Origin of the sequence: Halobacterium yunchengense, assembly GCF_037031165.1 — an archaeon.
Taxonomy (GTDB): Archaea; Halobacteriota; Halobacteria; order Halobacteriales; family Halobacteriaceae; genus Halobacterium; species Halobacterium yunchengense.
The window spans coordinates 453084-475210 of record NZ_JAYEZL010000003.1 but is presented as its reverse complement, the minus strand read 5'-3'; the positions used below and the strand labels follow the sequence as shown (position 1 = coordinate 475210).

Here is a 22127-nt window from a genome sequence, read left to right as displayed (position 1 = left end):
CGCACCGCTCGCTCGACCACCACGCAGCACTACGGAGGTGACCCTATGACAGAATCAGCGACAGACTCGGACAGCCCGGATCTCGATTCGTGTGTCCGGATTGGGAGCATCGTTTCCTCGAACAGCCATCTCGACTACGTCGTCGAGATTTTCAAAGAGCGTGACTGTGACCGGCCGCCAGAGCTCCACGAGCGCGAGTTCGGGCAACCCGTGTTCATCAAGAAAGTCATCGATGGCACGGAACACGCGGTCATGGGCGTAATCTATGACACGAAACTCGTTGATCCTGACCAAGGCCGCACTGGTCCGCGGCTAGCCCAAGACGACCAAGCCCAGTTCACGCCGGGATACATCGAGGAGCGAACGACCCTCGCAGGCGTAGCGTTACTCGGGACAGCCGTCATCACCGACGACCGAACAATCACGGATCCAACCCACCGGATGCCGCGGTGGACCTTAGAGGTCGACGACACCGTCTACCAGTGCCCGGACGAGGAGACAGTCTCCTTCCACACCGTCGACGAGCAAATCCAACTGGCCTACCTTGACCGACTCGTCGATATCGCGGGTGACCTTGGTGCGGAAGTCATCGTCGCCCTCATCGACCGGCTCCGGGGGATGCTCCCCGAGGATGACCCGAACCAACGAGTGCTGGACGTGGTGGAACAGAACATCGAGTGGCAGGCCCACGAGCGCCGGGGGGTGGTCTGATGCCCCGGAAGCAATCGGTCGTCGGCACCGTCGCCGGACCTGGAGAGGATCCGAACGAGTTTGTCTTCGTCACCCCGGCGGACAAATCCATCAAAACGGGGGAATTCATCACCTACACGGTTTCCGTCGACGGGGAGAACCGGTCGGTGTTCGCCCGCGTGACGAACCGCGAATTGATTCGCGGACTCCCGGACGGCTTCCTCGCAGACCCGGAAGTCGGTCCAGATACCGTCGCAGCAACGCTCGGTGTCCAGACCGACGACACCGAACTGTACCGACTCAGGGCGACGGTCATCGGGTACTACGACACCGACATGACCACGTTCGCCAATCCGCGACAGCTCCCGTCTCCGGGAACGCCGTTGTCGATTGCACCTGATCAGCAGCTCGAAACCGTTCTTCCGAACCTCGGGTGTGAGACGGACAGGGCAGACGTGACCGAGCTGGACGGAACTGCGTACCTCGGCTGGCTATTGAATCGGTCGCCCGAAGCGACGAACATCCACGTTCCGATCAAGGAATTCGCCTCGACGCACCTGGCGATTCTCGCATCCACGGGCAGCGGGAAATCGTACACAGCGTCCGTGTTGATTGAGGAGATGATGCGTCCGAGCTCCCGTGCATCCCTGCTCGTATTCGACCCGCACGGAGAGTATGATACTCTCGCAGAAATGCAGGGTGACGAAGCGTTCCAGGGCGAGGACGGATACGAACCAGAGGTCGTCTACTACGACCCCGAGCGGCTTCGCGTACGCATTTCGGAACTGGACATTGGCGATGTCATGGCCGTCTTGGACAATCCGAGTAACCGAATGCAAGAGCGACTGTCGACGGCATGGCGCGCGATGCAGCGACAGGAGAGCCGGACCTGGGGCGTCGATGAACTCATCGCTGAGATGCACCGAATATACGACGACGATGACGCGAGTGTCGGTGCACTAGAGTGGCGGCTCCGCCGCTCGATAGAGCGGAACGATCTATTCCACCCTGAAGACAACGTCCCACTGGACGAAATCGTGGACCCTGGCCAGTGTACCGTCCTGCAGATGGATACGCTGGATCGGTGGAACCAGCAACTCATCACGACCGTGCTCCTGCGACGGATGTACCGGGAACGTCTCGATGCCGTCCGAGACCGCGACTCCCAGATCGAGCACCCGATCTTCGCGCTGTTCGAAGAGGGGCATCGGTTCGCACCGGCCTCGGGTGACGCCCCCTCGCTAGATATTATGCGTACGATCACGTCCGAGGGGCGCAAGTTCGGATTCGGGCTGGGAATCATCAGTCAACGTCCTTCAAAGATCGATCAGGACGTGCTGTCGCAGTGTGGCACACAGATTTCGATGCAAATCAAGAACCCGAACGACCAAGACGCGATCAAGAACTCTGTCGAGGCGGCAGGTGAAGATGTCCTCCGCGAGTTACCCGGCCTGACGCCCGGACAAGCGGTCGTCTCTGGTGACGCGATGAACACGCCAGCGCTGATTCAAGTCCGGCGTCGACACACATCTCACGGGGCAGAGAGTCAGGACGTCATCAATGCTTGGCGTGAGGCGTACGATCAGCGCCAGCGTGAACCAACCCACTCGGAGTCCGCTGACTTCGGTGAAGGAGATTCGACGGGGGTCCAGAGCCTTGATTGAACGAGGGCAGTGGTTCAAGACAGTCGCTGCGGTGCGAAAGTGCCGTCGAGCATCCAAGAACGGAACGAGTGTCCACCTTATCAAGTAAACACAGTCAGGACCATGGATGAGATAACAGCGAAGGTTTCGTTCGACAAGTACGCTGACATGCCGGAATTCTACGGTTCCGGTGAGGCGGGGTATCGGTTGGTGATGGTGAAAAAGCGCGAAGACTTCCTCGACCTGTTCGAGGGAGCCCGCCACGTAGATGCGGTGACGTACGCTGAGACGCCGGAACTGATGGTTCGGATGCTGACCGAGTACGACATCGATTCACTCGATGTGCTGGTCGGGAATGCTAACGACTACGCCAATCAGGTCAACGATGTCTCAACCGCGCGGTCGCTCGTTCAGCTCCGGCAGGACGACCGGCTGACTGTTCGACTGAAGAACCGAAAGATCGTCCACTCGAAAATGTACCGTATCGTTATGCCTGACGATACGGTGAAGCTCGTTCATGGGTCCGCGAACCTGTCCGTTAACTCGTGGGAGTACCACACGAACCAGATCTCGGTCATCACTACCGAAGTCGGGACGGAACTCGATGAGGAGTTTGCAGCGTTTATCGACGAGTACCGAGAACGATACAGCAGTCAGACGCTTCTTGAAGGGCTGGTCGAAGCCATCGAAGACGCAGACACTCCCGAAGAGCGCGAAAACCGCATCGAGTACTGGGTCGGATCTGGAGATTTAGACGTGAGCGATACGGCCGCGCTCAACCAAGATGCGACGGAGGATCTGAAGGAGATCGCAGATCGGGTAACGGCAGCAGTCGATGACCCTGAGGAAGCGGATGAATCAGTTGCATTCGTCGATGAGCCGGAGAAAGCCGACCGAACGGTCGTCAAACCAGATGGGTCAGGTGACGATGACACTGATCCGAACGGCCCTTCAGATACAGAGGGTGATAGCAAGGAATCACCCGATGTGGGACTCGTCGAATCAGACCACGAAACGACCCTCACCGAGACGTTAGACCGGCCACGGGTTCGGACGCCAGAGAAGAAAATCCGAATGGGGACCAGTAAAGTGGACAGAGACGTCGCCGACGAGTTCAGCTCTACTCTCCGTTCCCGCGGTGCGACTGTCGAAGATCATAGTATTACAGCACCGCTGAGCGCCTACAACAACCAAGTTCGGGAATCAACGGAAATCCCCACTATGTCCGTGGTCCCCGAAGCCGAGCAGGTCATCATCGGTGATGATGAGGATCTGATTTTAGTCGCTACGGATTCACCAACCCCCGAGGTTCTGAACCATTGTCTAGATACTATCGAGGCCTATGTCGAGACGGTGGAGAACCACGGGTATACCCAGACACCGACCGCGGTGATGGCCCAGATGTACGAAGCGTTCCTCTACGGCTTCTGGGCCCCGTTCGCCAACCAGTACGCTGAGGCACTTTCGTCCCCGTCACGGACCCTCGACAACGTCCTGCAGCACCTGTACATCGAAGGGAACAGTGACGCCGGAAAAGACAAACTCACAGAGTACATTCTACGACTAATTTCGGACAACACCGTCATTTCCGGAGTTGATGCGGACGACGTGGGTGTTGATGAGATTCGCGGGGTTCGAGAGTGGGACACCTGTTTCCCGTATGCGATCATCGACGCGGAGAAAGACAAAATAGAGGGTTGGAGCCCGATCCGGAACTACTGGGGGGATTGGACGCCAACCAATGTGGATCAGCCATGTCTGATTTTCACGACCAACGATTCACTGCCGAAATCGGAGTTCCGCAACCGAATGAAGATCCTCAGTATGGACGTGTCGTTCCCCTCGAATCCAGAAGATCCGGGCTTCCATGCGGCGCAGGACGACCTTGCAGAAGTGTTAGAGCGGGAAAATCCGATATTCAGCTACGTGGCTCGCCGAATGCTAGCAGAGCAGCCGTGGACCGAAGGCAATGGCACCGTGGAAGACGTCCGCCAGATCTTCTGTGACTTCTACGAGGAGGCTGACCGAGAACCACCGGAGTATTTCCCTGCTAATGAGCCAGCGGAACAGATGTACGATACAGGGCGGCTCAAATGGCAGCGCGACATCCAGGGAGGCCGTGTCGAGTTCGAATCGGAACCCGATGGGATGAACGCTGACTTTGACCGCGAGGATTGGGAAGTCTACGACTACGAGAAACGACTAGACAAGCGGTTCATGTCCGATAAATCTGGGACGAGTGTCTACATCGGTGCACCGAAGGAATTTGCCGAGTGGGTCGGCTACTCGGTAGACGAACTACTCGACGGACCCGCAGAAAATGGTGATACTACCGACCAGCCGGCGGAATCCGACGTAACTCCTGAAGAAACAGACTCGCCTGGATTCTTTCGACGGCTACTCGGCAGCTGACCCACGGCCCAGATTTCACCACCATGAGCAGGAGGGCTGAATATGCCTAACATACTCTTTCACTCCGGTAAACAAGCCGCGTCGGTTGCACAATAGCAGTGTGTGGCCAGTCCACCAGGGTGAGTGAGTTGAATGGCGACGGATTTCGCTTGCTGAAAGCATGTGACGCTCAACATTTGAATAGTATCACAGATCTCACCCGAATTGGTAGCGGGGTGTGTCCAGAATTTTTCAGCGGGTATAGGCCATATTAGGCGGTGTTTCTTGCTGTCAACACGGGGGGTGTCCAGAAAACCTATCAAGAATATGGGGCTGGGTGGATTGCTGTTCCGATGACTGCAACTGGGTATAATGTACTGGACGTGCGTGGGTGATTGGTTACTCTCTCGTAGATGTTCGGTGAGTCATAGCCATGTCAAGCGGTTCTGGAGAGTCCATGTTGTGGTCTACTTTCTGCTCCCTGTCTGGTGAGGTCTGATACCGTTTTGCCCAATATGGTCGTGCTGTGAGTCGGTCGGTCGTGCTGTGAGTCCGGATTTTGGCTTCTAACGGCCTGTAGCGTTAGAAATAGCGGGATTCTCAGGGCTAACCCTTTAATACGACCAGATAATTTCCCGGTTTACAATGCAGCGAGTCATCGACCGGAAACTGTACGACACGGACCGAGCTGAACAAATAGCCAGGTATGCCCCCAACGCGGATCGGAGTGACCTCTACTACCTCATCGAAACGCTATACGAGACCTCTGGCGGGGAGTACTTCCTTCACTGTGAGGGCGGTGCGGCAACCCAATACGCCAAGCCGTGTAGCGGGGGCGGCACGACTGGCGGTGCGGAGATCGAACTCCTTGATGAGGAAGCAGCGCTGGACTGGTGCGAAGAACGCGGCATTGATGGTGAGATCGTCGTCGAGGAGTTCGGTCACTTGATCGAAACGTAGTTCCAGCGACTACCTCGGAAACCACTCCGCTCTGAGTGGCTGGCGTACTGCGGATCGTGCCCGCAGCGAGGTATATGAGAGACCCAGAAGAGATCAAGCGGCTCCACCGCCGGGGAACGAGTGATAACGCTCGTCCGTATCCGCAGACCCCTGTCCCGTCTCCGGCGACGAGTGGTGGGAGAGACCGCTCACCGGTTACCCCAGTAGGATTGGACGCACAGCGGCGTGAACAGGTAGACGCCGTCATCCAGAAGTTGACGGGCGACCGGCACGAGATTCCAGCACCGTTCTCGAAACGAGAGCTGTACCAGACTGCTGCTGGCGTTGGAATCGAGGTGTGGAAACCCGCAGTAAAGAACCGAGTCACCGAGCGTGTACTCGACCGACTCAACTACGAGTGGGACTTAGCCTCTCAAACATTCGCGCCCGTCGTCACGGATGAACTCATCGAGGACATTCGACGGGCAGCAGGCACCATCACTCCAGCATTCAACACGAAATTGTCCGAGTCTCTCCTCAAGCGACTCCAGGAGTGGTGCGAACTGCACGGGATCGGGTCGATAGAAACAGAGTCGGTACAGAGAACTGTTACGCGTCATGCCGTCCTGAGTGTTCTGCTAAAAGCGACGGTGTACGAATGGTACCGGTGTTGCGGCGTCGTTCCGCCACTCTCCCATTCGGTACAACAGGCGTTTCACAACGCACGGAAGCAGACAGGAGACGGAGTGTTCGATCAGTTCGTTCTTGACCACGTCGCGGAACTGGCTGATGAGAACGCCCTGGAATCTGCGTTGGCTCACCGGGCTCGATTGCTCTTCTCACCCCAGCCAACGGAAGATATTGGGAAGCTCTACGCGGAGCTAACACCGAGCGAGTATCGACAGTCACTCGGGCAGTTTCGGACACCGCCGGAAATTGCAGCGACGATGAAGTCCTGGGCTAACCGCGATGTCGACCACCTTCTCGACCCTGGAATGGGGGCGGGCGTACTATCCAGCGCGTTTCACCCGCGGTGGAATCTGAACACTGACCCCACGCACGTCGACGGGATCGAACGGAGCCCCCTCGCTCGGGTCATGGGCGGGACAGCACTCACTTTGGGTGGACAGCTGAATACGCCGCGAACACACGACTTCCTCAATCTTGATCCAGACGAACTGCAACACGACATCGGCGGGATCGTGTGTAACCCCCCATACACGAGCGGGGACGCGCTCCCGAAGGAGTACAAAGAACAGATCAACGGCGACATAGAGCAATCGACAGAAATCGACGTCAGTGCGCGATCACCACTCTACACGTACTTCCTGTACCACAGTCGGTCGTTCCTGTCTTCGGGTGACCGTGCGGCGTTCCTCACGCCGGACAGCTTCCTCACGACGGCCTACGGTGACTCACTCAAACAGTTCCTACTGGATGAGTTTTCCATCACTGCGCTCGTTCAGTTCAACCCAGAAGGCGAATCGGTCTTCCAGGACGCCCAAGTCACCGCACTCGTTTGCTTCTTAGAAGTAGATTCCGGTGGTAACACGGGTGAGACACGCTTCATTCGCGTGGACGAGTCCATCGATTCGAATACGCTTTGTGACGCAGTCCAGAACGGTGACCAGGGCAAGACCGATTGGGGCTACATCAATCACGTGCCGCAAGCAGATCTCGCCCCCGGGGAAAACTGGGCAGCACTATTCGATCCCTCCGACATCGATACAAGCGAACTCACACCGCTCGGCGAGTTCGCCACGATCCACCGCGGAAAATCAACCGGCGATGTGACGTTTTTCTGCCTGACACAGGATGACGTCGACGAGTCCGGAATCTCCGAGAAACACTTGTCACGGCTCATTCGTCAACCGAAGCTCGTCAACGGATACGACTTCCGTGAGGAGGACTGGGAACAGTTGCGAACTGCTGGTGAGGAGGTCTGGCTACTAGACCCAGACGAACTACCAGATGTCCCGAAGTCACGAGAGAACTTCCAGGAGCAAGTCCTGTTCAATGCTGACTCGCTCCCGAGGAACAGCAACGGTGAGATACCGGGGATCGTTTCGTATCTACGGGATAGCGTGTACCGGAGCAACTCACTCGAAGCAACCGTAATCGAAAACCGCCCGTACTGGTATCGGCCCCGGCGACAGGATTCGCCTCGGGTCTTGGTGCAAGACGCTGGGCGAGATGGATTCACCTTCATTCTCAACGAGACCGCTGCGAGGAACATCCACAACTTCCGTGGGTTCTACGATGTGAACCTCGACGAGACGGAGCTGAAGGCGTTGCTCGCGTACTTAAATAGTAACGTGGGGCAGCGGGTGATCCAAACACAGACGCAAACACAGCAAGGCGGCTACGAGAAACTCAGTATCAGTGCGCTCAAAGAACTCCCTGTTATCGATCCGACATCGCTCGAAGAGTCACTCGTGGCGACTCTGGCTGACCTATTCGATGAGTTGCGGGAAACTGCTCGAGAGGGGGGAAATCGTGACGCGGTGTTGAATCGACTTGACAGCCTGGCTCGACAAGTGACGTAAATCCTCATCGTCGCTGGTTGAGCGCGTTCCACCGAAGAGAGTGGTGTCCTCATTGAACGGATCAACGAAGCAATCGTCGCCGAACTCGTTACGACACCTGCTAAAGAGTTTACAGAGCTATGTAATCACTCACTTGTGTACCTACGTATGTACGTGAGTACGTACACGAGAGTGTACTACGAGGCGGAGGTAGATTTTAGAAGAGGAGTCACTTTGTCGACGGCATGTTTCGACGGTCGTTCCTCAGCGTTCTTTCGGCAGTACCGTCACTTCCACTGATCCCCGACCGATTCCATCAAGATCAGAGCCCGCCCGTTCCGTCTGAGGGGAACCTTATGTTCTGGTTCCATTTCTACGGAGCCATCCAACGTGACCGGCCAATGAGCACGGAATGGGCGCGCGAAAAGACCGTTGAGGAGTTGAATCTGCAAAACCTGACCGACGCCGAAGCCGTCCGGTACTTACAATTAGCGAATGAAGGGGTGTACGACATTGACGACGTGCCTGAACGATGGCGTACGCTCTTCAAGAGGCTGGAGCAGGAACTCTGAGGGACGAGGAACTGCACGGAAGCAGACGAAATTCTATCTGAATCGCAGAGTGCGTTGTGAGATGAGAGTCGAGGTTGGACAGCATAACCCCTCGCGCGCGCCGCCAATTACACTCTCCACCCAAGTATTATGTGCCCGCGCTGTCATTCAAATGCAAGCGAATCGCATGACACCGGCGACCCCCGTTCCGAAACGTGATGAAATCAAAACGGCCGAAGAGGAATTCCTTTATAAGCGCCGTACCGCCGTCTGCCAAATGTTGCCCGTCACGCAGAATGATGGGCGCTGCAGGATTTGAACCCGCGGCATCTTGGTCCGAAGCCAAGTGCTCTGTCCAAGCTGAGCTAAGCGCCCGCGTGGAGTCGTAGTCGGAGGGCAGTTTTAAACCCCGTGGTTCGGTGGCGGTCGGGACCGACCCGTTTATTCGGCGGGGTGTGCGTAGCGGCGTGCATGGTCTCGGTGGCGACCGTGCGCGGACTGCTGGAGTTGACGCGCCCGGTGAACACGCTGGCGGCGGGCGCGTTGACGTTCACCGGCGCGTTCGTGGCGGGCGGTGCGTTCGCGGCGCCGCTGGCGACGGCCGCCGCGGTCGGCGCGACGTGGCTGGCGACGGCGGCGGGGATGGCGATCAACGACTACTTCGACCGGGAGATCGACCGCATCAACGCGCCCGACCGCCCGATTCCGCGCGGCGCGGTGTCCCCGCGGGGCGCGCTGGCGTTCAGCGCGGTGCTGTTCGCGGGCGCTATCGGGCTGGCGGCGTCCCTGCCGGCGCTCGCGCTCGGCATCGCGGCGGTGAACCTCCTGGGGCTGGTGACGTACACGGAGTACTTCAAGGGGCTGCCGGGCGCGGGGAACGCGCTGGTGGCGTACCTCGTCGGGAGCACGTTCCTGTTCGGGGCGGCGGCGGTCGGCGACCCGCTCGCCGGGGGCGTGCTCGCGGTGCTCGCGGCGCTGTCGACGTTCACGCGGGAGGTCGTGAAGGACGTCGAGGACGTGGCGGGCGACCGCGAGGAGGGGTTGCGGACGCTCCCGATCGCCGTGGGGGAGCGGCGCGCGCTGGTGCTGGCGTCCGCGCTGCTGGTGGTCGCCGTGGCGGCGAGCCCGGTGCCCTACCTCCTGGGGACGTTCGGCGTGGCGTACCTCGTGGTGGTGGCGCCGGCGGACGCGCTGATGCTGGTGGCGGCCTACCGGAGTTTCGAGGACCCGACGCGCGGCCAGCAGCTGTTGAAGCTGGGGACGTTCGTGGCCGCGGCGGCGTTCGTCGTCGGCCGCGTGGCCGCCGCCTGACTGCCCAATCAAAAGGAATATAAGCGAATCAGCATATCTTTCGGGCAGATGAGCACGGGGGCGCACGAACCGGTCGCACGCCATCCCCCGGTCGCCGTTCGGAGAGGGGTACCGTGATGTACGAGATCGGTGCGGCGTTCTCGGACGTGAGCGTGGACCCGGGGACGAACCTCCTGGTGGCGGGGCCGCCGATGAGCGGCAAGCGGGACCTCGGGTTCGACGTCCTGGCGCGCGGTTCCGCGGACGGCGAGGGCGCCATCGTCGTGACGACGAAGGACGGCGCGGACCGCGTCCTCGAGGAGTATGCCGCGCGCGTGCCGGGCGGCGAACCGCTCGTCGGAGTCGTGGACTGCGTGACGAAACAGCAGGGGATGGGGTCGGCGACGGAGTCCGAGCTGGTGCGGTACGCGTCCTCGCCCGTGGACCTGACGGGCATCGGGATCGAACTCTCCGAGCTGCTGCGCGCGCTCTACCAGCAGCGCAACGTCACGCGCAACCGCATCCTCCTGCACTCGCTGTCGACGCTGTTGATGTACTCGGACCTCCAGACGGTGTTCCGGTTCCTGCACGTGTTCACGGGGCGCGTGCAGAGCGCGGACGCCCTCGGCGTGTTCGTCGTGGACTCGAGCGCGCACGACGAGCAGACGGTGAGCACGCTCAAGCAGCTGTTCGACGGCATCGTCACCGTCCGCGAGGCCGACGACGGTTTCGAGGCGCGCCTGCTGGGCGTCGACGGCGGCACGGACTGGCGGCCGCTCTGACGGCGGCACTGGCCGACTGCTGTGGAGAACCGGCCGCTCCGAAGGTGTCGGGGCGCTGTGCCCGCCTGCTGCTGGCGGCGGTCGTGACGCGGCGGCGGCGCCCGCCGGCGCGACCTGTGGGTTTTTCGCCGCGGCCGCCGAACACTCGGCCATGCCAGTGGAGTCCGACGACGAGCTCCGGGAGCTGCTCGCCTACGAGACCGTCGCCGTGGTCGGGTGTTCGACGACGCCGGGGAAGGCCGCTCACGACATCCCGAAGTACCTGCTCGAGCACGGGTACGACGTGGTCCCCGTGAACCCGTTCGCGGACGAGATCTTCGACCGGCGGGCGTACGACTCGCTGAGCGACGTCGAGGCGGAAGTGGAACTCGTGGACGTGTTCCGGCCGAGCGAGGAGGTCCCCGGCATCGTCGACGAGGCGGTCGCGCGCGACGACGTGCGGGCGGTCTGGCTGCAGCTCGGCATCACGCACGACGACGCGGCGGCGCGCGCCGAGGCGGCCGGGCTGCGCGTCGTCCAGGACAAGTGCATGAAGGTCGAGCACGGCCGGCTGGTCGCCTGAGCCGCCCTGCCGCTAGCTCTCCCACTCCTCGTAGTCGCCGTAGACGCCCTTCGAGAGGTAGCGCTCGCTCGAGTCGGGGAACACGGTCACGACGGCGTCGTGCGGGAGGTCGAGGTCGCCGCGTGCGGCGCGCTCGGCGACGTCGAGCGCGGCGAGGCTGTTCGCGGCGGAACTGGACGCGACGAGGTGGCCCTCCTCGCGGGCGAGCCGCTGCATCTCCGCGTGCGTGTCCTCGTCGGGGACCTGGACGACGTCGTCGACGAACTCGGGGTCGAACAGCTCGTTCGTCGAGGGGTCGTGGGTGCCGATGCCCTCGGTCTTGTACTCGGCCTCCTCGATGTCGCGGCCCTTCGTGGTGGCGTACAGCGAGCCGCGCGGCTCGACGGCGGTGACGTGGAGGTCGGGGACGCGCTCGCGGAGGTACCGTCCGGTCCCCATGAGGGTGCCGGCGGTGCCGCAGCCGGCGACGAGCGCGCCGACGGCGCCGTCGAGCGCGCCGCCGATCTCGGGGCCGGTGGTCTCGTAGTGGGCTTCGGCGTTGAGGGGGTTTGAGAACTGCTGGGGGACGACCGCGTCGTCGAGCTCGTCGGCGAGCTCGTGGGCGCGCTCGATGGCGCCGCCCATGCCGTCCTCGGTGGGGGTGTTGATGACGTCGGCGCCGAGCGCGCGCATGAGCTGCTGTTTCTCGACGCTGAACCGCTCGGGGACGACGAAGACGGCGTCGACGCCGAGCTGACCGGCGGCGACCGCGAACCCGATGCCGGTGTTCCCGGCGGTGGGTTCGACGACCGTGCCGCCCTCGGGGAGCTCTCCGGACTCCAGCATCGCCTCGAGCATGTACTTCCCGATGCGGTCTTTCACGCTCGCGCCCGGGTTGAACGACTCGAGTTTCGCGTACACCGGGACGTCGTCCGGCGACGCGTGCACGCGCACGAGCGGCGTCTCGCCGACGGTCTCCAGCACCGAGTCCAGCGGCCTCCGGTGGGTGGTCATCTGGCCGGTAATTCTTGCCGGCGTTCTTTAGGCGTTGCCATCCGCGCGCTCGCTGCCGACGCGCGCGACGCGGCGGTCACGTCCCGGCGTCGTCGGTCTGCGAGGCCGCGCTGCCGGACTGCGAGTTCACGCCGCCGGACTGCGAGTTCGCGCCGTCTGTCTGTGCGTCTGCGTCGCCAGTTCGTGGCTTCGCGTCGGCGGGCTGTGAGTCCGCGTCCGTGGCCGCCGCGTCCGACTCGACGTCCTCGAGGACGCTCTCGACGTCGACGCCCTGCCGGCTGGCGAGGGCTTCGAGGAGCGCGCGCTGCTCGGCCACCTCCCCCTCGAGTGCGGCGACGCGGTCGTTGGTCTCCTCGACGGTGCCCGTGAGGTCGTTGACCTGCTCTCGGAGCCGCTCGAATCGCTCGTAGAGCTTGTCGGCCATGTCCGTGACCTTCTGGAGCTTCTTCGCGGTCGAACCGAATCCCATGGGCGCCTGTAGACGGTCGTCCGGGATGACGGTTTCCCCTGCTGGGCGCCGCGAGCGGACCGATTCGGTGTCGACGGATGCGGTCAGTGCTCGGGCACGCTGTCGGCGGGTGGCGGTCAGTGCTCGGGCCACTCGGCGGCGAGGCCGGCGAGGAAGTCGGCGTACTCGGCGACCGCGGCGTCCCAGGCCTCGCCCCCGTGCTCGCAGGCGGCCTCGAGCTCGGCGAGCCGGTCGCCGTCGTAGTCCGACGCCAGCGCCATCATCTGGTAGACCGTCGACGCTGCCGGGTCGCGGGCGTCGTCGGCGTCGCGGACGAGCGACCGCACGCGGTCGGGGGAGAGGTCCATGGTGATGGCGGAGCCGGGGATGGTCTTGGCCATCTTCGGGTAGCCGTCGAGGCCCGGCACCATGCGCGTGAACAGCCCCTCGAAGGCCGCGTCGAACGGCGCGTCGGCGAGGAAGTGGGCGTTGTACTGGACGAGCGCGTGCTCGTCGACGCCGAGCACGAAGACGGTCCGGTCGTAGCCGTCCGCGAGCGTCGGGTGGACGAAGTCCGCGAGGCAGAGCAGCTCGGCGAGCCGGCTGCCGAGGTCGGTGCTGCCGGTCGCGTCGGCGATGGGTTCGCGGTCGCTGTCGTAGGCCGCGCGGACGCGCTCGACCCAGTCGGTCGGCTCGACGTCGAACGTCGGCGTCTCCTCGAGGTCGACGTGCGGCCCGAGGCGGAACGCCGTGTGCATCACGTCGCGGTCGCCGTACTGCGTGCGGACGCGGCCATCGAAGCCGAGGGCGTCGAGGAACGCCTCGTAGGCCGCCGCGAGGTCGCGGACGACGTCGAGGTCGCGGCCGGAGCCCGCGTACTTCTCGTAGTCCGCGAGCAGGAACTGCGCGTCGAAGCCCGCCTCGTGGAAGCGCTCGGCGGCGAACATCTGCGCGAGGGTGCCGACGTGCGGCGTGCCGGTGAGGCCGGCGCTGGCGACGAACAGGGTCTCGGCGTCCCCCGAGTCCGCGGCGCGGAGCGCGTCCTCGTCGGTGGTCGCGGCGAATGCGCGGTCGACGACGCCGGCGTCGAGGCCGCCGACGCCGACGGCGGGGTCGTCGTAGTCGAACTCGCTGCGGAGGGCGTCGTAGTGGTCGGTCAGCGCCGACATGGGTGGCGGTTCCGGCCGCCGATTGAAAGTGTTAACGCGTTACTAGGTAACACGTGACGAACACGCGTCTCGAAACCGTAACGAACGCCGCGTCCCGAAAGGCCCTTAAGAGGGAGTCGCCTACGACGAACTGGACTAGGCCGGGCGGTTTGGCCCCGCCCGTCACCCGCGGTACAGTCATCAGCGGGGGCCGAAATCCGGGCGAGTCCGGTCGACCTGTCCGGGCCCCGGGAGCCAACGTGGAAGCCTCGTCCTTCGGGGACGGCGGTCCGCGGCGCGCACCTGCAGGGGTGTCGTCGTCGCGGTTCGCCGGTGCCACTCCGTCAGGCACGGAAGTGAGCAGCGGAGCACCGGACGTCCGTCGCTCGGAGGGTCGCGGGGTGGAGGAGGCGACCGGGACTACCCGGGCCGGAACGCCGGGCGACCCCGGCCCGTCCACCATTCATACCGCATCCACGCCGCGTAGTCGCGGCGCTACAGTGCGTTCACGCGTAGACGCGGCGCCGTCATCCGGGCGCGCGGAACGCCTTCAGCCGGAACCGCACGATGAGCGGTTCGAGGACCTCCGGGTCGCCGGCCCACGTCACCGTGACCTCCGTCAGCCGGTACGACGGGCCGACGGGCACGCGGCGCGCGGAGAGGTCCGCGGTCCAGCCCGCCCCCTCGACGCGGTCCGTCCGGACTCGCTCGCCGCCCAGGCTCACGAGGTAGCCCGCTGCCTGGTCGAGGGTCAGTCCGCGGAACTGCCGGGTTTCGCGTAACTCGCCGCCGCCGACCGTCCGCTCGACGGGCGGCAGCGCGTCGAGTCCGGCCCGAAGGTGGTGGAACGCCGGGTCGTCGGTCATGGTCGCGGCCTCGTGTCACAGGTCATGGGAGCGGCCCCGCCTCACAGTTCGGCGTCCAGCCGTGTAACTGTACGCTCCGGTGCCGCAACCCGGTGTCCTGGGGCCGCTCCGGTGCCGCATCCCGGTGTCCTGTGGGCTCTCCCGGACGATGCCGGTAGTTTCCGGCGGCGACCCGCGGCCACCCGAACCATTATATTACTGTACGCTAATATTAGCGCTAGCTAAGATGACTGGACAGGAGATCGACGCCGGAACGGACGACGCACAGGAGACTCCGGGCAGGTGCTGCGCCGCGACGCACTCGCTGCCGGACCGCGACCTCGCCGCCGACGTCGAGGTGCTGTCGACGCTGGGCAACGACACGCGCTACGAGGCGCTGCGGATCGTCGCCGCCGGCGACGACGACGGCGTCTGCGTCTGCGAGGTCGAACCGGCGCTCGGCGTCAGCCAGAGCGCGGTCAGTCAGGCGCTCTCCCGGCTGTTCACCGCGGGGCTCGTCGACCGGCGGAAGGAGGGGCGCTGGCGGTACTACACCGCCACGGAGCGCGCCGAACGCGTCCTCGCCGTGCTCGACGACACGCGGAGGGGCGGCGATGACTGACGGCGCGACCGGCGACCGGAGCGCCGGCGACCTCGACGCCGCCGCGCGACGCAGTGCCGTCCGCGAGCGGTACGCCGACGCCGCCACCGGCGGCTGCTGCGGGAGCGACGGTCCGACTGGCGGCGCCGACGCCGACTGCTGTGCCGGGTCCGGAGCCGACGCGAGCGCCATCGCTCGCCAGGTCGGCTACTCGGCCGACGACGTCGACGCCGCACCGGACGGCGCGAACCTCGGGCTGTCCTGCGGGAACCCACGCGCGATCGCCGAACTCGAGGCGGGGGAGGTGGTCCTCGACCTCGGCTCCGGCGGCGGCTTCGACTGCTTGCTCGCGGCGCGCGAAGTCGGCCCGGACGGCCGCGTCGTCGGCGTCGACATGACGCCGGAGATGATAGATACGGCCCGCGAGAACGCCGCGGACGCCGACCTCGAGAACGTCGAGTTCCGCCTCGGCGAGATCGAACACCTCCCGGTCGCCGACGCGTCCGTCGACGCCGTCGTCTCGAACTGCGTGGTGAACCTCTCGCCGGACAAGCCGCGCGTGTTCCGCGAGGCCTTCCGCGTCCTGGCCCCTGGCGGCCGCCTCGCGGTCTCCGACCTGGTCGCCGTCGACGAGATCCCGCCGGCGGTCCGCGAGGACCCCGACGCCGTCGCCGCGTGCGTCGGCGGCGCGGCCGCGCCCGACGCCCTCGAGTCGATGCTCCGTGAGGCCGGCTTCGCGGACGTCGCCGTGACGCTCGACGGCGACGGGAGCGACCGCGGCGTCGACCACGTCGCACCCGCCGCCATCGAAGCCCGGAAACCGACCGACGCGAGGCGACACTGACTGCACACGGACACTCCAACCCCCACGATGTCCCTGCCACCCACCGCCGACTCGACTCGCACCGCACTCGAACGACTCTCGTGGACCGACGTCGCCGCGAGCTACGCCCTCGCGCCGGTTCTCGCCGTCCTCGTGTGGGCAGCGAGCGCGCCGCTGGCCGCTGCCGCGTCGGCGCTCGTGCTCGCGACGGCAGTCGTTCTCGGGCGACGCGCCCGCCGGCTCGCTCGCTGCGTCGAGCAGTGTCGCGCGCTCGCCTACGACCTGCCCGGCGGCGTCCAGGTCGCCGTCTCCTGGGGTGACGGCCCGTGCCGGACGACGGGCTGACAGTCCGGCGCGCCACCGGCCGGGACCGCGAGGCGCTCGCGGCCCTGCTCGCCGACGCCGGCCTGCCGGACGGCCACGTCCGCGCGGGCGGCGGCCGGTACTACGTCGGCCGCGTCGACGGCCTCGTCACCGCCGGCGGCGGCCTCGAACTGTGCGGCGACGCCGCGCTGCTGCGGTCGGTCGTCGTCGCGGCCGCACACCGCGGCCGCGGCCACGGAACTGCTGTCTGCGGGACGCTCGAAGCGGCGGCGCGGGACGCCGGCGTCCGCGAGGTCTTCCTGCTGACGACGACGGCGACCGCGTTCTTCGACGGCCTCGGCTACGACGTCGTCGACCGGGACGCAGCGCCCGCGAGCGTCCGCGAGACCGCGCAGTTCGGCGACGTCTGTCCGACGACCGCGACCTGCATGCGGCGAGAAATCGAGTGACCGCCCGCGGAGCCCGCTACCCCTCGAGGTGCTCGGTCGCCGGTTCGCCCGCGAGGTCGACGTCGACGCTGCCGTCGAGCGTTCGGACCGGGTACGGGATGTCGATGCCCGCCTCGTCGAAGCGCTCCTTGACGGCCTGCACGTACTCGCTGCGGGTCTTCACGAAGTCCGACCGGGACGGGTCGTCGATCCAGAACCGCGACTTGAGGCCGACGTAGGAGTCCCCGAGCTCCGTGAGGCGGACGGTGACGCCCGGGTCGTCGAGGATGCCGTCGTGGGCCTGGGCCTCCTCGAGGATGATCTCCGTGGCCTCGTCGATGTCGTCGTCGTAGCCGATGCCGAACATGAACTGCTGGCGGAGCCGCTCTTTCGCGACCGGGTTCTTGACCACGCCCGAGGTCAGCACGGAGTTCGGCACCGTCAGGAGCTCGTTGTCGAACGTCCGCACGCGCGTCACGCGCAGGCTGATGTCCTCGACGACGCCCGAGTTGCCGTCCCACTCGATCCAGTCGCCGACGCGGAACGGCTCGTCCGTGTAGATGAACACGCCCGCGACGAAGTTCGCGATGACGTCCTGCATCGCGAACCCGACCGCGAGCGTCGCGGCCGCCGCGATGGTCGCGAGACTCGTCAGGAAGCTGCCGTAGCCGGCGAACCCGAACGCCACCGAGACGGCGACGAAGACGACGGCGAACGACAGCACCTTCCGCAGCGGCTTGCGCGCGTGCTCGTCGAGGTCGCGGCGTCGGAGCACGCGGTCGAACAGCGGCCGGACGACGAGCCGCCCGAGGAGGTAGACGGCGAGGAACGCCGCGACGAAGTAGACGAACTGCGTCAGGGCGCCCGCGTACTGCGGGACGAGGTCCTCGAGGAACGGCAGCGGGTCGACGCTCGCCACGGCGCCGGATGCCCCCCGGAACATCACTTGTACACCGCCGTGTTCCCGCGCGTCTCGACGAGGTCGGCGTCCGCGAGGTCGCCGAGTTCGTCGGCCAGCTCCGCCGTGGACGACCCGCCGCGGGCTGCCCGCAGGAACTTCACCTTCACGACGTCGCGGTCGTCCAGCTGGTCGGCGAGCTCGTCGGCGACGGCGTCGACGCCGGCCTTCCCCACCCAGACGGTGACGTCGGCCTCGTGGGCCTTCTTCGCTAGGTCCTCGGTCATCTCTGGGCCAGTGTACCGGCCGCGAGGCTTTGAAACTTGTTGCATGGGGAGACGCCCCGAGACCGCGCTGGCGGCTGTCGCGGCTACTCGTAGGGGTACCGCGACTGGGCGCCGCAGTCGCAGGTGACGACGACGTGGCCGTCCCGGGTGCGGACGCGGGCGTTCCGGCCGGGAATCAGGTAGGCGTCGCAGGCGTCGCACGTGAACCGCCGGAACTCCCGGGGGAGCCGCAGGCGGTTCCGTTCCGCAAGGCGGCGCGCCAGCCGCACGTACTTGCGGGCCCGGTCGTCGTCGCCCTCCCGGGCGGCCCGCCGCGCGAGGTCGTGGAGGCGGTCGATGCGTTCCGCGGCGATGCCCATACGGCCCGTGGCACGGCCGCGACCCAAGACAGTTCCGGTAGGGTTATCGGCCGCGACCGGTTTGCGTCGCGTAATGCGGGCGCTGAACTACCTCGAGTTCGAGGACCGGGTCCGCGGGGGGATGGTGACCGCGACCCGCCAGCAGCGGGCGGCCCTCGCGCGGACGGACGTCGAGGTGGTGGAGACGCCGTGGCGGGCCGGCAACCCCGTGCAGTCGCTGGGCACGCTGTTCGCGGGCGAGGGGTACTTCGCGGAGTACGACGTCGCACACTGCAACCTCGTCGGCCCGGGGAGCGTCGCGGTGGCGCGGCACGCCAGACGGAACGACGCCCCGCTCGTGCTGCACGCCCACCTCACGCGGGAGGACTTCGCGGAGTCCTTCCGGGGGTCGACGAGGGTGGCGCCGGCGCTGGAGCCGTACCTGCGGTGGTTCTACTCGCAGGCCGACCTCGTGCTCTGCCCCAGCGAGTACACGAAGGGCGTACTGGAGTCCTACCCCGTCGAGGCGCCCATCCGCCCCATCTCGAACGGCGTGGACGTCGAGAGCATGCGGGGCTACGAGGACTTCCGCGAGGAGACCCGCGAGCGCTTCGACCTCGACGGCCTCGTCGTGTACGCGGTCGGCGAGGTGTTCGAGCGGAAGGGCCTCACGACGTTCTGCGAGCTCGCGGAGGCCACGGAGTACGACTTCGCGTGGTTCGGGCCCTACGACGAGGGGCCACAGGCCGGGAAGGCCACCCGGAAGTGGGTGAACAATCCACCCGAGAACGTGACGTTCACGGGCTACATGGCGGACAAGCGCGCCGCGTTCGGCGCGGGCGACGTCTACCTCTTCCCCGCGAAGGTCGAGAACCAGGGCATCGCCGTCCTGGAGGCGATGGCCTGCGGGAAGCCCGTCGTCCTCCGGGACATCGAGGTGTTCCGGGAGTTCTTCACGGACGGCGAGGACTGTCTGATGTGTTCGACGTTCGCGGAGTTCCGGGACGCCCTGGACCGGCTCGCGGACGACCCCGGCCTCCGCGAGCGCCTCGGCGAGAACGCGCGCGAGACCGCCGCCGAACACAGCCTCGACCGCGTCGGCGACCAGCTCGAGGCCGTCTACGAGGCGCTGCTCGAGGGCCGCCTCGAGGACGCCGCGACGCCGGGCGAACGGGCCGTCCGAACGACCGACGCCGACTCCGCGGAGGGGTAGCGTGAGCGGGGACCTGCCGACCGTCGCGGCGTTCACGGACTCCTACCTGCCGACGGTGAACGGCGTGACGTACACAGTGTCGACGTGGCGGGACCGCTGGCGGGAGCGCGGCGGCGAGATGCCCGTCGTCTACCCGCGCTCCTCGCACGACCCCGGCGCCGGCGAGTACGACGTCCCGAGCCTGCGGTTCCCGTTCTACGACGGCTACCGCGTCGCCCTGCCGCGGACGCCGTCGGCCGTCGCGGACGTCGACGCCGACCTGGTGCACGCGCACACGCCGTTCGGCCTCGGGCTCGCGGGCTGGCGGTACGCACACGGCCACGACGTGCCGCTCGTCGCCTCCTACCACACGCCGACCGCGGAGTACGCCGACTACGTCGTGCCGGACGCCGCGACGGGGCCGGTGCGGGCGGCCAGCGAGCGCTGGGAGCGGTGGTTCCTCGACCGCGCGGACCTCGTGTTGACGCCGAGCGAGCGCGCCCGCGACCACGTCTGGGACCTCGGCGTCGACGTCCCCGTCGAGCCGCTGCCGAACGGCGTCGACGTCGACCAGTTCCGGCCGGTCGACGCGGACGACTTCCGGCGGCGGTACTCGCTGCCCGACGACCGACCGCTCGTCGGGTACACGGGCCGCCACGGCTACGAGAAGCAGCTGTTCGACCTCGTGGAGGCCGCCGAGGACCTCGAGGCGACGCTCGTGTTCGGCGGCGACGGGCCGGCGCGTGACGACCTCGAGGCCGCCGCCCGCGACCGCGGCGTCGACGCGCGCTTCCTGGGATTCCTCGACCGCGAGGACCTGCCGGCGTTCTACTCGGTCCTGGACGCGTTCGCGTTCCCCAGCCCCGTCGAGACGGAGGGACTGGTCGCCCTGGAGGCGAACGCCTGCGGCACGCCGGTCGCGGGCGTGAACGCGGGCGCGCTCGCGGAGACCGTCGTGGACGGCGAGACGGGCTACCACTACGAGCCCGGCGACATCGAGGGGTTCCGGACCGCCATCCGGCGGACGCTCGCCGAGCGCGACCGGCTCTCCGAGAACTGCCTCGACCGCCGCGACGACGTCAGCGTCGCGCGCGCCATCGAGGAACTCCGGTCGGTGTACGAGCAACTGCTGGACTGACTGCACCGGCCGGTGTGCGCGCGGCTGCTGGACTGACAGCTCCGAGAGAAACCGCAGTCGGACCGCCGCGCTCAGTCCTCGAGCGCGTTCGCGATGCGGTCGAGCTTGTTGTTCGTGCGCTCGAGTTCCTTCCGGAGCTGCTCGAGCTCGCGCTCGACCTTCTCGCTGGTGCCGCCGCCGGACTCCTCGCGGCCGGGGCCGCCCATGCCGCCGGGGCCGCCACCGCCGCCCATCATGCCGCCCATCATCTGCGCGAACGGGTTCCCGCCGCCGCCCATGCCGCCGGGGCCGCCACCGCCGCCCATGGCCTCCTCCATGCGCTCGCGGCGGTCGTCCCCCTCGCCCTCCTCGCGTTCCTGGGCGCGCTCCTCGCGGATCTCCTCGACGCGCTCTCGGAAGGACTTCTCCTCGCTGTCGCCGTTCGAGTCGTCGGCCTCGGGTTCGTCGTCAGCCATACGCGGTGGGTTCGCCGGCCGCACGGAAAAAAGCGCTCTTTGGCGCCGGTCAGAACGCGCCGAGACTCGACTGGACGTCGCGGCCCCCCCCGTCAGGGGTGACGTCGTAGCCGACGAGGTCGCGCATGTCGACGGCGTACGTCGTCCCCTGGCGTTCGAGGACGAGCACGCGGCCCTTCGTCCCGACGACCGTCCCGGTCGCCATCGTCTCCGCGACGGGCCGGCGGTCGAGGCCGAGCCCGTAGTCGAAGTCGAACTCCTCGATGGGGTCGTAGTCCGCGACGAGGGCGTCCCACGCCGCGGCGTCGACTCGCTCGCCGAACCCCTCGACCTTCGTCGGGACGCGCACGCGGTCCGGGATCTCCGCGGCGATGCCGTACTCGACGCGGCGCGCGCGCCGGCCGTCCTCGACGGTCCGGACGTGCGCGGCGCGGTCGGCGCCCTGCTCGCGCAGCCTGGTGTCGAGGCGCCACGACCGCGTCACGCCGACCTTGAAGACGTCGGGCGCGAACGCGGCGAGGTAGACGGCGTGTTCCTCGTGGCAGGACTCCAGGGGCATCGCGCAGTTGCCCACGCAGCGCGCGCACGGCCACGTCGACGTGTGCTCGTCGCAGTGCGGCGCGTCGGGGCTGTCGCAGGCCTCGTGGCCGTCGCCGCCGCGGTCGACGCCGGCGCAGTGGCGCTCGCCGAGCGCGTACGCGATTTCCTCGCCGGCGAGCAGCGGCACGCGGTCGACGCTGCCGCCGCTGGCGACGCGGAGGGCCGGGGGCCCGTCGCCGGGCGCCGTCTCGTACCCGACAATCTGCACGCCAGCGCGTAGGCCGTCGGCCGATAAA

The 22127-nt window shown here is 66.0% G+C and carries 24 protein-coding genes, 1 tRNA gene and 1 other RNA gene; 16 read left to right on the top strand and 10 right to left on the bottom strand.

Annotated elements, in window-relative coordinates:
* Nucleotides 1-45: 45 nt before the first annotated feature.
* The 6 genes from U5911_RS11585 to U5911_RS11560 all read left to right on the top strand — a co-directional run bounded on the left by U5911_RS11585 (nt 46) and on the right by U5911_RS11560 (nt 8760).
* Nucleotides 46-711 carry a DUF8166 family protein gene (locus U5911_RS11585; protein ID WP_336034308.1) on the top strand — a complete coding sequence of 222 codons (666 nt, stop codon included), beginning with the start codon at nt 46-48 and terminating at the stop codon, nt 709-711.
* Nucleotides 711-2354: an ATP-binding protein gene (locus tag U5911_RS11580; RefSeq protein ID WP_254768438.1), complete on the top strand. Its 1644-nt coding sequence runs from the start codon at nt 711-713 to the stop codon at nt 2352-2354. Before U5911_RS11585 ends, U5911_RS11580 begins: the two co-directional genes overlap by 1 nt.
* A gap of 102 nt (nt 2355-2456) precedes the next feature.
* Nucleotides 2457-4745, top strand: coding sequence for a phospholipase D-like domain-containing protein (locus U5911_RS11575; protein ID WP_336034305.1), 2289 nt, complete (start codon nt 2457-2459; stop codon nt 4743-4745).
* A gap of 624 nt (nt 4746-5369) precedes the next feature.
* A complete protein-coding gene (locus U5911_RS11570; RefSeq protein ID WP_336034303.1) occupies nt 5370-5684 on the top strand; it encodes a hypothetical protein in 315 nt (104 codons plus the stop codon).
* A 74-nt stretch (nt 5685-5758) separates the two neighbouring features.
* Nucleotides 5759-8209 (top strand): Eco57I restriction-modification methylase domain-containing protein, encoded by a 2451-nt coding sequence (locus U5911_RS11565; protein WP_336034300.1) that lies wholly within the window; start codon nt 5759-5761, stop codon nt 8207-8209.
* A 380-nt stretch (nt 8210-8589) separates the two neighbouring features.
* A complete protein-coding gene (locus U5911_RS11560) occupies nt 8590-8760 on the top strand; it encodes a hypothetical protein (protein ID WP_336034298.1) in 171 nt (56 codons plus the stop codon).
* Between the two features lie 279 nt (nt 8761-9039).
* On the opposite strand, the gene U5911_RS11555 is transcribed toward U5911_RS11560, so the two are convergent.
* A tRNA-Arg gene (locus U5911_RS11555) sits at nt 9040-9114 on the bottom strand.
* A gap of 96 nt (nt 9115-9210) precedes the next feature.
* On the opposite strand from U5911_RS11555, the gene U5911_RS11550 reads away from it, so the two are divergent.
* The 3 genes from U5911_RS11550 (at nt 9211) to U5911_RS11540 (ending at nt 11373) form a co-directional block, all read left to right on the top strand.
* Entirely contained in the window at nt 9211-10050 is an 840-nt protein-coding gene (locus U5911_RS11550; RefSeq protein ID WP_336034297.1) for a geranylgeranylglycerol-phosphate geranylgeranyltransferase, read from the top strand.
* A 116-nt stretch (nt 10051-10166) separates the two neighbouring features.
* Nucleotides 10167-10811, top strand: a complete 645-nt coding sequence (locus U5911_RS11545; RefSeq protein WP_336034295.1) for an RAD55 family ATPase — start codon at nt 10167-10169, stop codon at nt 10809-10811.
* A gap of 151 nt (nt 10812-10962) precedes the next feature.
* Entirely contained in the window at nt 10963-11373 is a 411-nt protein-coding gene (locus U5911_RS11540; protein ID WP_336034293.1) for a CoA-binding protein, read from the top strand.
* Nucleotides 11374-11385: 12 nt separating this feature from the next.
* On the opposite strand, the gene U5911_RS11535 is transcribed toward U5911_RS11540, so the two are convergent.
* The 3 genes from U5911_RS11535 to U5911_RS11525 form a co-directional block, all read right to left on the bottom strand.
* Complete coding sequence (locus tag U5911_RS11535; RefSeq protein ID WP_336034291.1) at nt 11386-12366, bottom strand: PLP-dependent cysteine synthase family protein; 981 nt, start codon at nt 12364-12366, stop codon at nt 11386-11388.
* Between the two features lie 76 nt (nt 12367-12442).
* Nucleotides 12443-12835, bottom strand: coding sequence for a DUF5798 family protein (locus tag U5911_RS11530; RefSeq protein ID WP_336034290.1), 393 nt, complete (start codon nt 12833-12835; stop codon nt 12443-12445).
* A 116-nt stretch (nt 12836-12951) separates the two neighbouring features.
* Nucleotides 12952-13983 (bottom strand): nucleotidyl transferase family protein, encoded by a 1032-nt coding sequence (locus tag U5911_RS11525; protein WP_336034288.1) that lies wholly within the window; start codon nt 13981-13983, stop codon nt 12952-12954.
* Nucleotides 13984-14111: 128 nt separating this feature from the next.
* Between U5911_RS11525 and ffs the strand changes: the two genes are divergently transcribed.
* Nucleotides 14112-14424: signal recognition particle sRNA (gene ffs, locus U5911_RS11520), an RNA gene on the top strand.
* Nucleotides 14425-14489: 65 nt separating this feature from the next.
* Here ffs and U5911_RS11515 read toward each other — a convergent pair.
* Nucleotides 14490-14828 (bottom strand): MoaD-like domain-containing protein, encoded by a 339-nt coding sequence (locus U5911_RS11515; protein ID WP_336034286.1) that lies wholly within the window; start codon nt 14826-14828, stop codon nt 14490-14492.
* A 226-nt stretch (nt 14829-15054) separates the two neighbouring features.
* On the opposite strand from U5911_RS11515, the gene U5911_RS11510 reads away from it, so the two are divergent.
* The 4 genes from U5911_RS11510 to arsN2 are packed head-to-tail and all read left to right on the top strand — an operon-like array spanning nt 15055 to nt 17004.
* Nucleotides 15055-15429, top strand: coding sequence for an ArsR/SmtB family transcription factor (locus tag U5911_RS11510; RefSeq protein ID WP_336034284.1), 375 nt, complete (start codon nt 15055-15057; stop codon nt 15427-15429).
* Complete coding sequence (gene arsM / locus U5911_RS11505) at nt 15422-16252, top strand: arsenite methyltransferase (RefSeq protein WP_336034282.1); 831 nt, start codon at nt 15422-15424, stop codon at nt 16250-16252. The genes U5911_RS11510 and arsM overlap by 8 nt, the downstream gene beginning before the upstream one ends.
* 27 nt (nt 16253-16279) lie before the next feature.
* Nucleotides 16280-16576, top strand: a complete 297-nt coding sequence (locus tag U5911_RS11500) for a hypothetical protein (protein ID WP_336034280.1) — start codon at nt 16280-16282, stop codon at nt 16574-16576.
* Nucleotides 16558-17004: an arsenic resistance N-acetyltransferase ArsN2 gene (gene arsN2 / locus U5911_RS11495; protein ID WP_336034279.1), complete on the top strand. Its 447-nt coding sequence runs from the start codon at nt 16558-16560 to the stop codon at nt 17002-17004. Before U5911_RS11500 ends, arsN2 begins: the two co-directional genes overlap by 19 nt.
* 16 nt (nt 17005-17020) lie before the next feature.
* Here the strand turns inward: arsN2 and U5911_RS11490 are convergent, their stop codons facing one another.
* The 3 genes from U5911_RS11490 to U5911_RS11480 form a co-directional block, all read right to left on the bottom strand.
* Nucleotides 17021-17926 carry a mechanosensitive ion channel family protein gene (locus U5911_RS11490; protein WP_336034278.1) on the bottom strand — a complete coding sequence of 302 codons (906 nt, stop codon included), beginning with the start codon at nt 17924-17926 and terminating at the stop codon, nt 17021-17023.
* Nucleotides 17926-18168, bottom strand: a complete 243-nt coding sequence (locus U5911_RS11485; protein ID WP_336034276.1) for a YhbY family RNA-binding protein — start codon at nt 18166-18168, stop codon at nt 17926-17928. The genes U5911_RS11490 and U5911_RS11485 overlap by 1 nt, the downstream gene beginning before the upstream one ends.
* Nucleotides 18169-18251: 83 nt before the next feature.
* Entirely contained in the window at nt 18252-18527 is a 276-nt protein-coding gene (locus tag U5911_RS11480) for a ribonuclease P protein component 4 (protein ID WP_336034274.1), read from the bottom strand.
* A gap of 73 nt (nt 18528-18600) precedes the next feature.
* Between U5911_RS11480 and U5911_RS11475 the strand changes: the two genes are divergently transcribed.
* Together U5911_RS11475 and U5911_RS11470 are read left to right on the top strand one after the other, a co-directional pair.
* Complete coding sequence (locus U5911_RS11475) at nt 18601-19719, top strand: glycosyltransferase family 4 protein (protein WP_336034272.1); 1119 nt, start codon at nt 18601-18603, stop codon at nt 19717-19719.
* Nucleotides 19720-19732: 13 nt separating this feature from the next.
* Nucleotides 19733-20836 (top strand): glycosyltransferase, encoded by a 1104-nt coding sequence (locus U5911_RS11470; RefSeq protein WP_418771514.1) that lies wholly within the window; start codon nt 19733-19735, stop codon nt 20834-20836.
* 71 nt (nt 20837-20907) lie between these two features.
* On the opposite strand, the gene U5911_RS11465 is transcribed toward U5911_RS11470, so the two are convergent.
* Nucleotides 20908-21291: a hypothetical protein gene (locus tag U5911_RS11465; protein WP_336037156.1), complete on the bottom strand. Its 384-nt coding sequence runs from the start codon at nt 21289-21291 to the stop codon at nt 20908-20910.
* Between the two features lie 49 nt (nt 21292-21340).
* Nucleotides 21341-22099, bottom strand: coding sequence for a DUF2797 domain-containing protein (locus U5911_RS11460; RefSeq protein ID WP_336034268.1), 759 nt, complete (start codon nt 22097-22099; stop codon nt 21341-21343).
* Nucleotides 22100-22127: the final 28 nt, after the last annotated feature.

What these genes read in the sequence shown, in the direction of transcription:
- U5911_RS11490 (WP_336034278.1), bottom strand. Translation starts at nt 17,926, where the DNA reads ATGTTCCGGGGGGCATCCGGCGCCGTGGCGAGCGTCGACCCGCTGCCG.
- U5911_RS11465 (WP_336037156.1), bottom strand. Translation starts at nt 21,291, where the DNA reads ATGGCTGACGACGAACCCGAGGCCGACGACTCGAACGGCGACAGCGAG.
- U5911_RS11565 (WP_336034300.1), top strand. Translation starts at nt 5,759, where the DNA reads ATGAGAGACCCAGAAGAGATCAAGCGGCTCCACCGCCGGGGAACGAGT.
- U5911_RS11515 (WP_336034286.1), bottom strand. Translation starts at nt 14,828, where the DNA reads ATGACCGACGACCCGGCGTTCCACCACCTTCGGGCCGGACTCGACGCG.
- U5911_RS11560 (WP_336034298.1), top strand. Translation starts at nt 8,590, where the DNA reads ATGAGCACGGAATGGGCGCGCGAAAAGACCGTTGAGGAGTTGAATCTG.
- U5911_RS11530 (WP_336034290.1), bottom strand. Translation starts at nt 12,835, where the DNA reads ATGGGATTCGGTTCGACCGCGAAGAAGCTCCAGAAGGTCACGGACATG.
- U5911_RS11575 (WP_336034305.1), top strand. Translation starts at nt 2,457, where the DNA reads ATGGATGAGATAACAGCGAAGGTTTCGTTCGACAAGTACGCTGACATG.
- U5911_RS11510 (WP_336034284.1), top strand. Translation starts at nt 15,055, where the DNA reads ATGACTGGACAGGAGATCGACGCCGGAACGGACGACGCACAGGAGACT.
- U5911_RS11480 (WP_336034274.1), bottom strand. Translation starts at nt 18,527, where the DNA reads ATGGGCATCGCCGCGGAACGCATCGACCGCCTCCACGACCTCGCGCGG.
- U5911_RS11580 (WP_254768438.1), top strand. Translation starts at nt 711, where the DNA reads ATGCCCCGGAAGCAATCGGTCGTCGGCACCGTCGCCGGACCTGGAGAG.
- U5911_RS11540 (WP_336034293.1), top strand. Translation starts at nt 10,963, where the DNA reads ATGCCAGTGGAGTCCGACGACGAGCTCCGGGAGCTGCTCGCCTACGAG.
- U5911_RS11525 (WP_336034288.1), bottom strand. Translation starts at nt 13,983, where the DNA reads ATGTCGGCGCTGACCGACCACTACGACGCCCTCCGCAGCGAGTTCGAC.
- U5911_RS11550 (WP_336034297.1), top strand. Translation starts at nt 9,211, where the DNA reads ATGGTCTCGGTGGCGACCGTGCGCGGACTGCTGGAGTTGACGCGCCCG.
- U5911_RS11475 (WP_336034272.1), top strand. Translation starts at nt 18,601, where the DNA reads ATGCGGGCGCTGAACTACCTCGAGTTCGAGGACCGGGTCCGCGGGGGG.
- U5911_RS11535 (WP_336034291.1), bottom strand. Translation starts at nt 12,366, where the DNA reads ATGACCACCCACCGGAGGCCGCTGGACTCGGTGCTGGAGACCGTCGGC.
- U5911_RS11545 (WP_336034295.1), top strand. Translation starts at nt 10,167, where the DNA reads ATGTACGAGATCGGTGCGGCGTTCTCGGACGTGAGCGTGGACCCGGGG.
- U5911_RS11485 (WP_336034276.1), bottom strand. Translation starts at nt 18,168, where the DNA reads ATGACCGAGGACCTAGCGAAGAAGGCCCACGAGGCCGACGTCACCGTC.
- arsM (WP_336034282.1), top strand. Translation starts at nt 15,422, where the DNA reads ATGACTGACGGCGCGACCGGCGACCGGAGCGCCGGCGACCTCGACGCC.
- U5911_RS11500 (WP_336034280.1), top strand. Translation starts at nt 16,280, where the DNA reads ATGTCCCTGCCACCCACCGCCGACTCGACTCGCACCGCACTCGAACGA.
- U5911_RS11570 (WP_336034303.1), top strand. Translation starts at nt 5,370, where the DNA reads ATGCAGCGAGTCATCGACCGGAAACTGTACGACACGGACCGAGCTGAA.
- U5911_RS11585 (WP_336034308.1), top strand. Translation starts at nt 46, where the DNA reads ATGACAGAATCAGCGACAGACTCGGACAGCCCGGATCTCGATTCGTGT.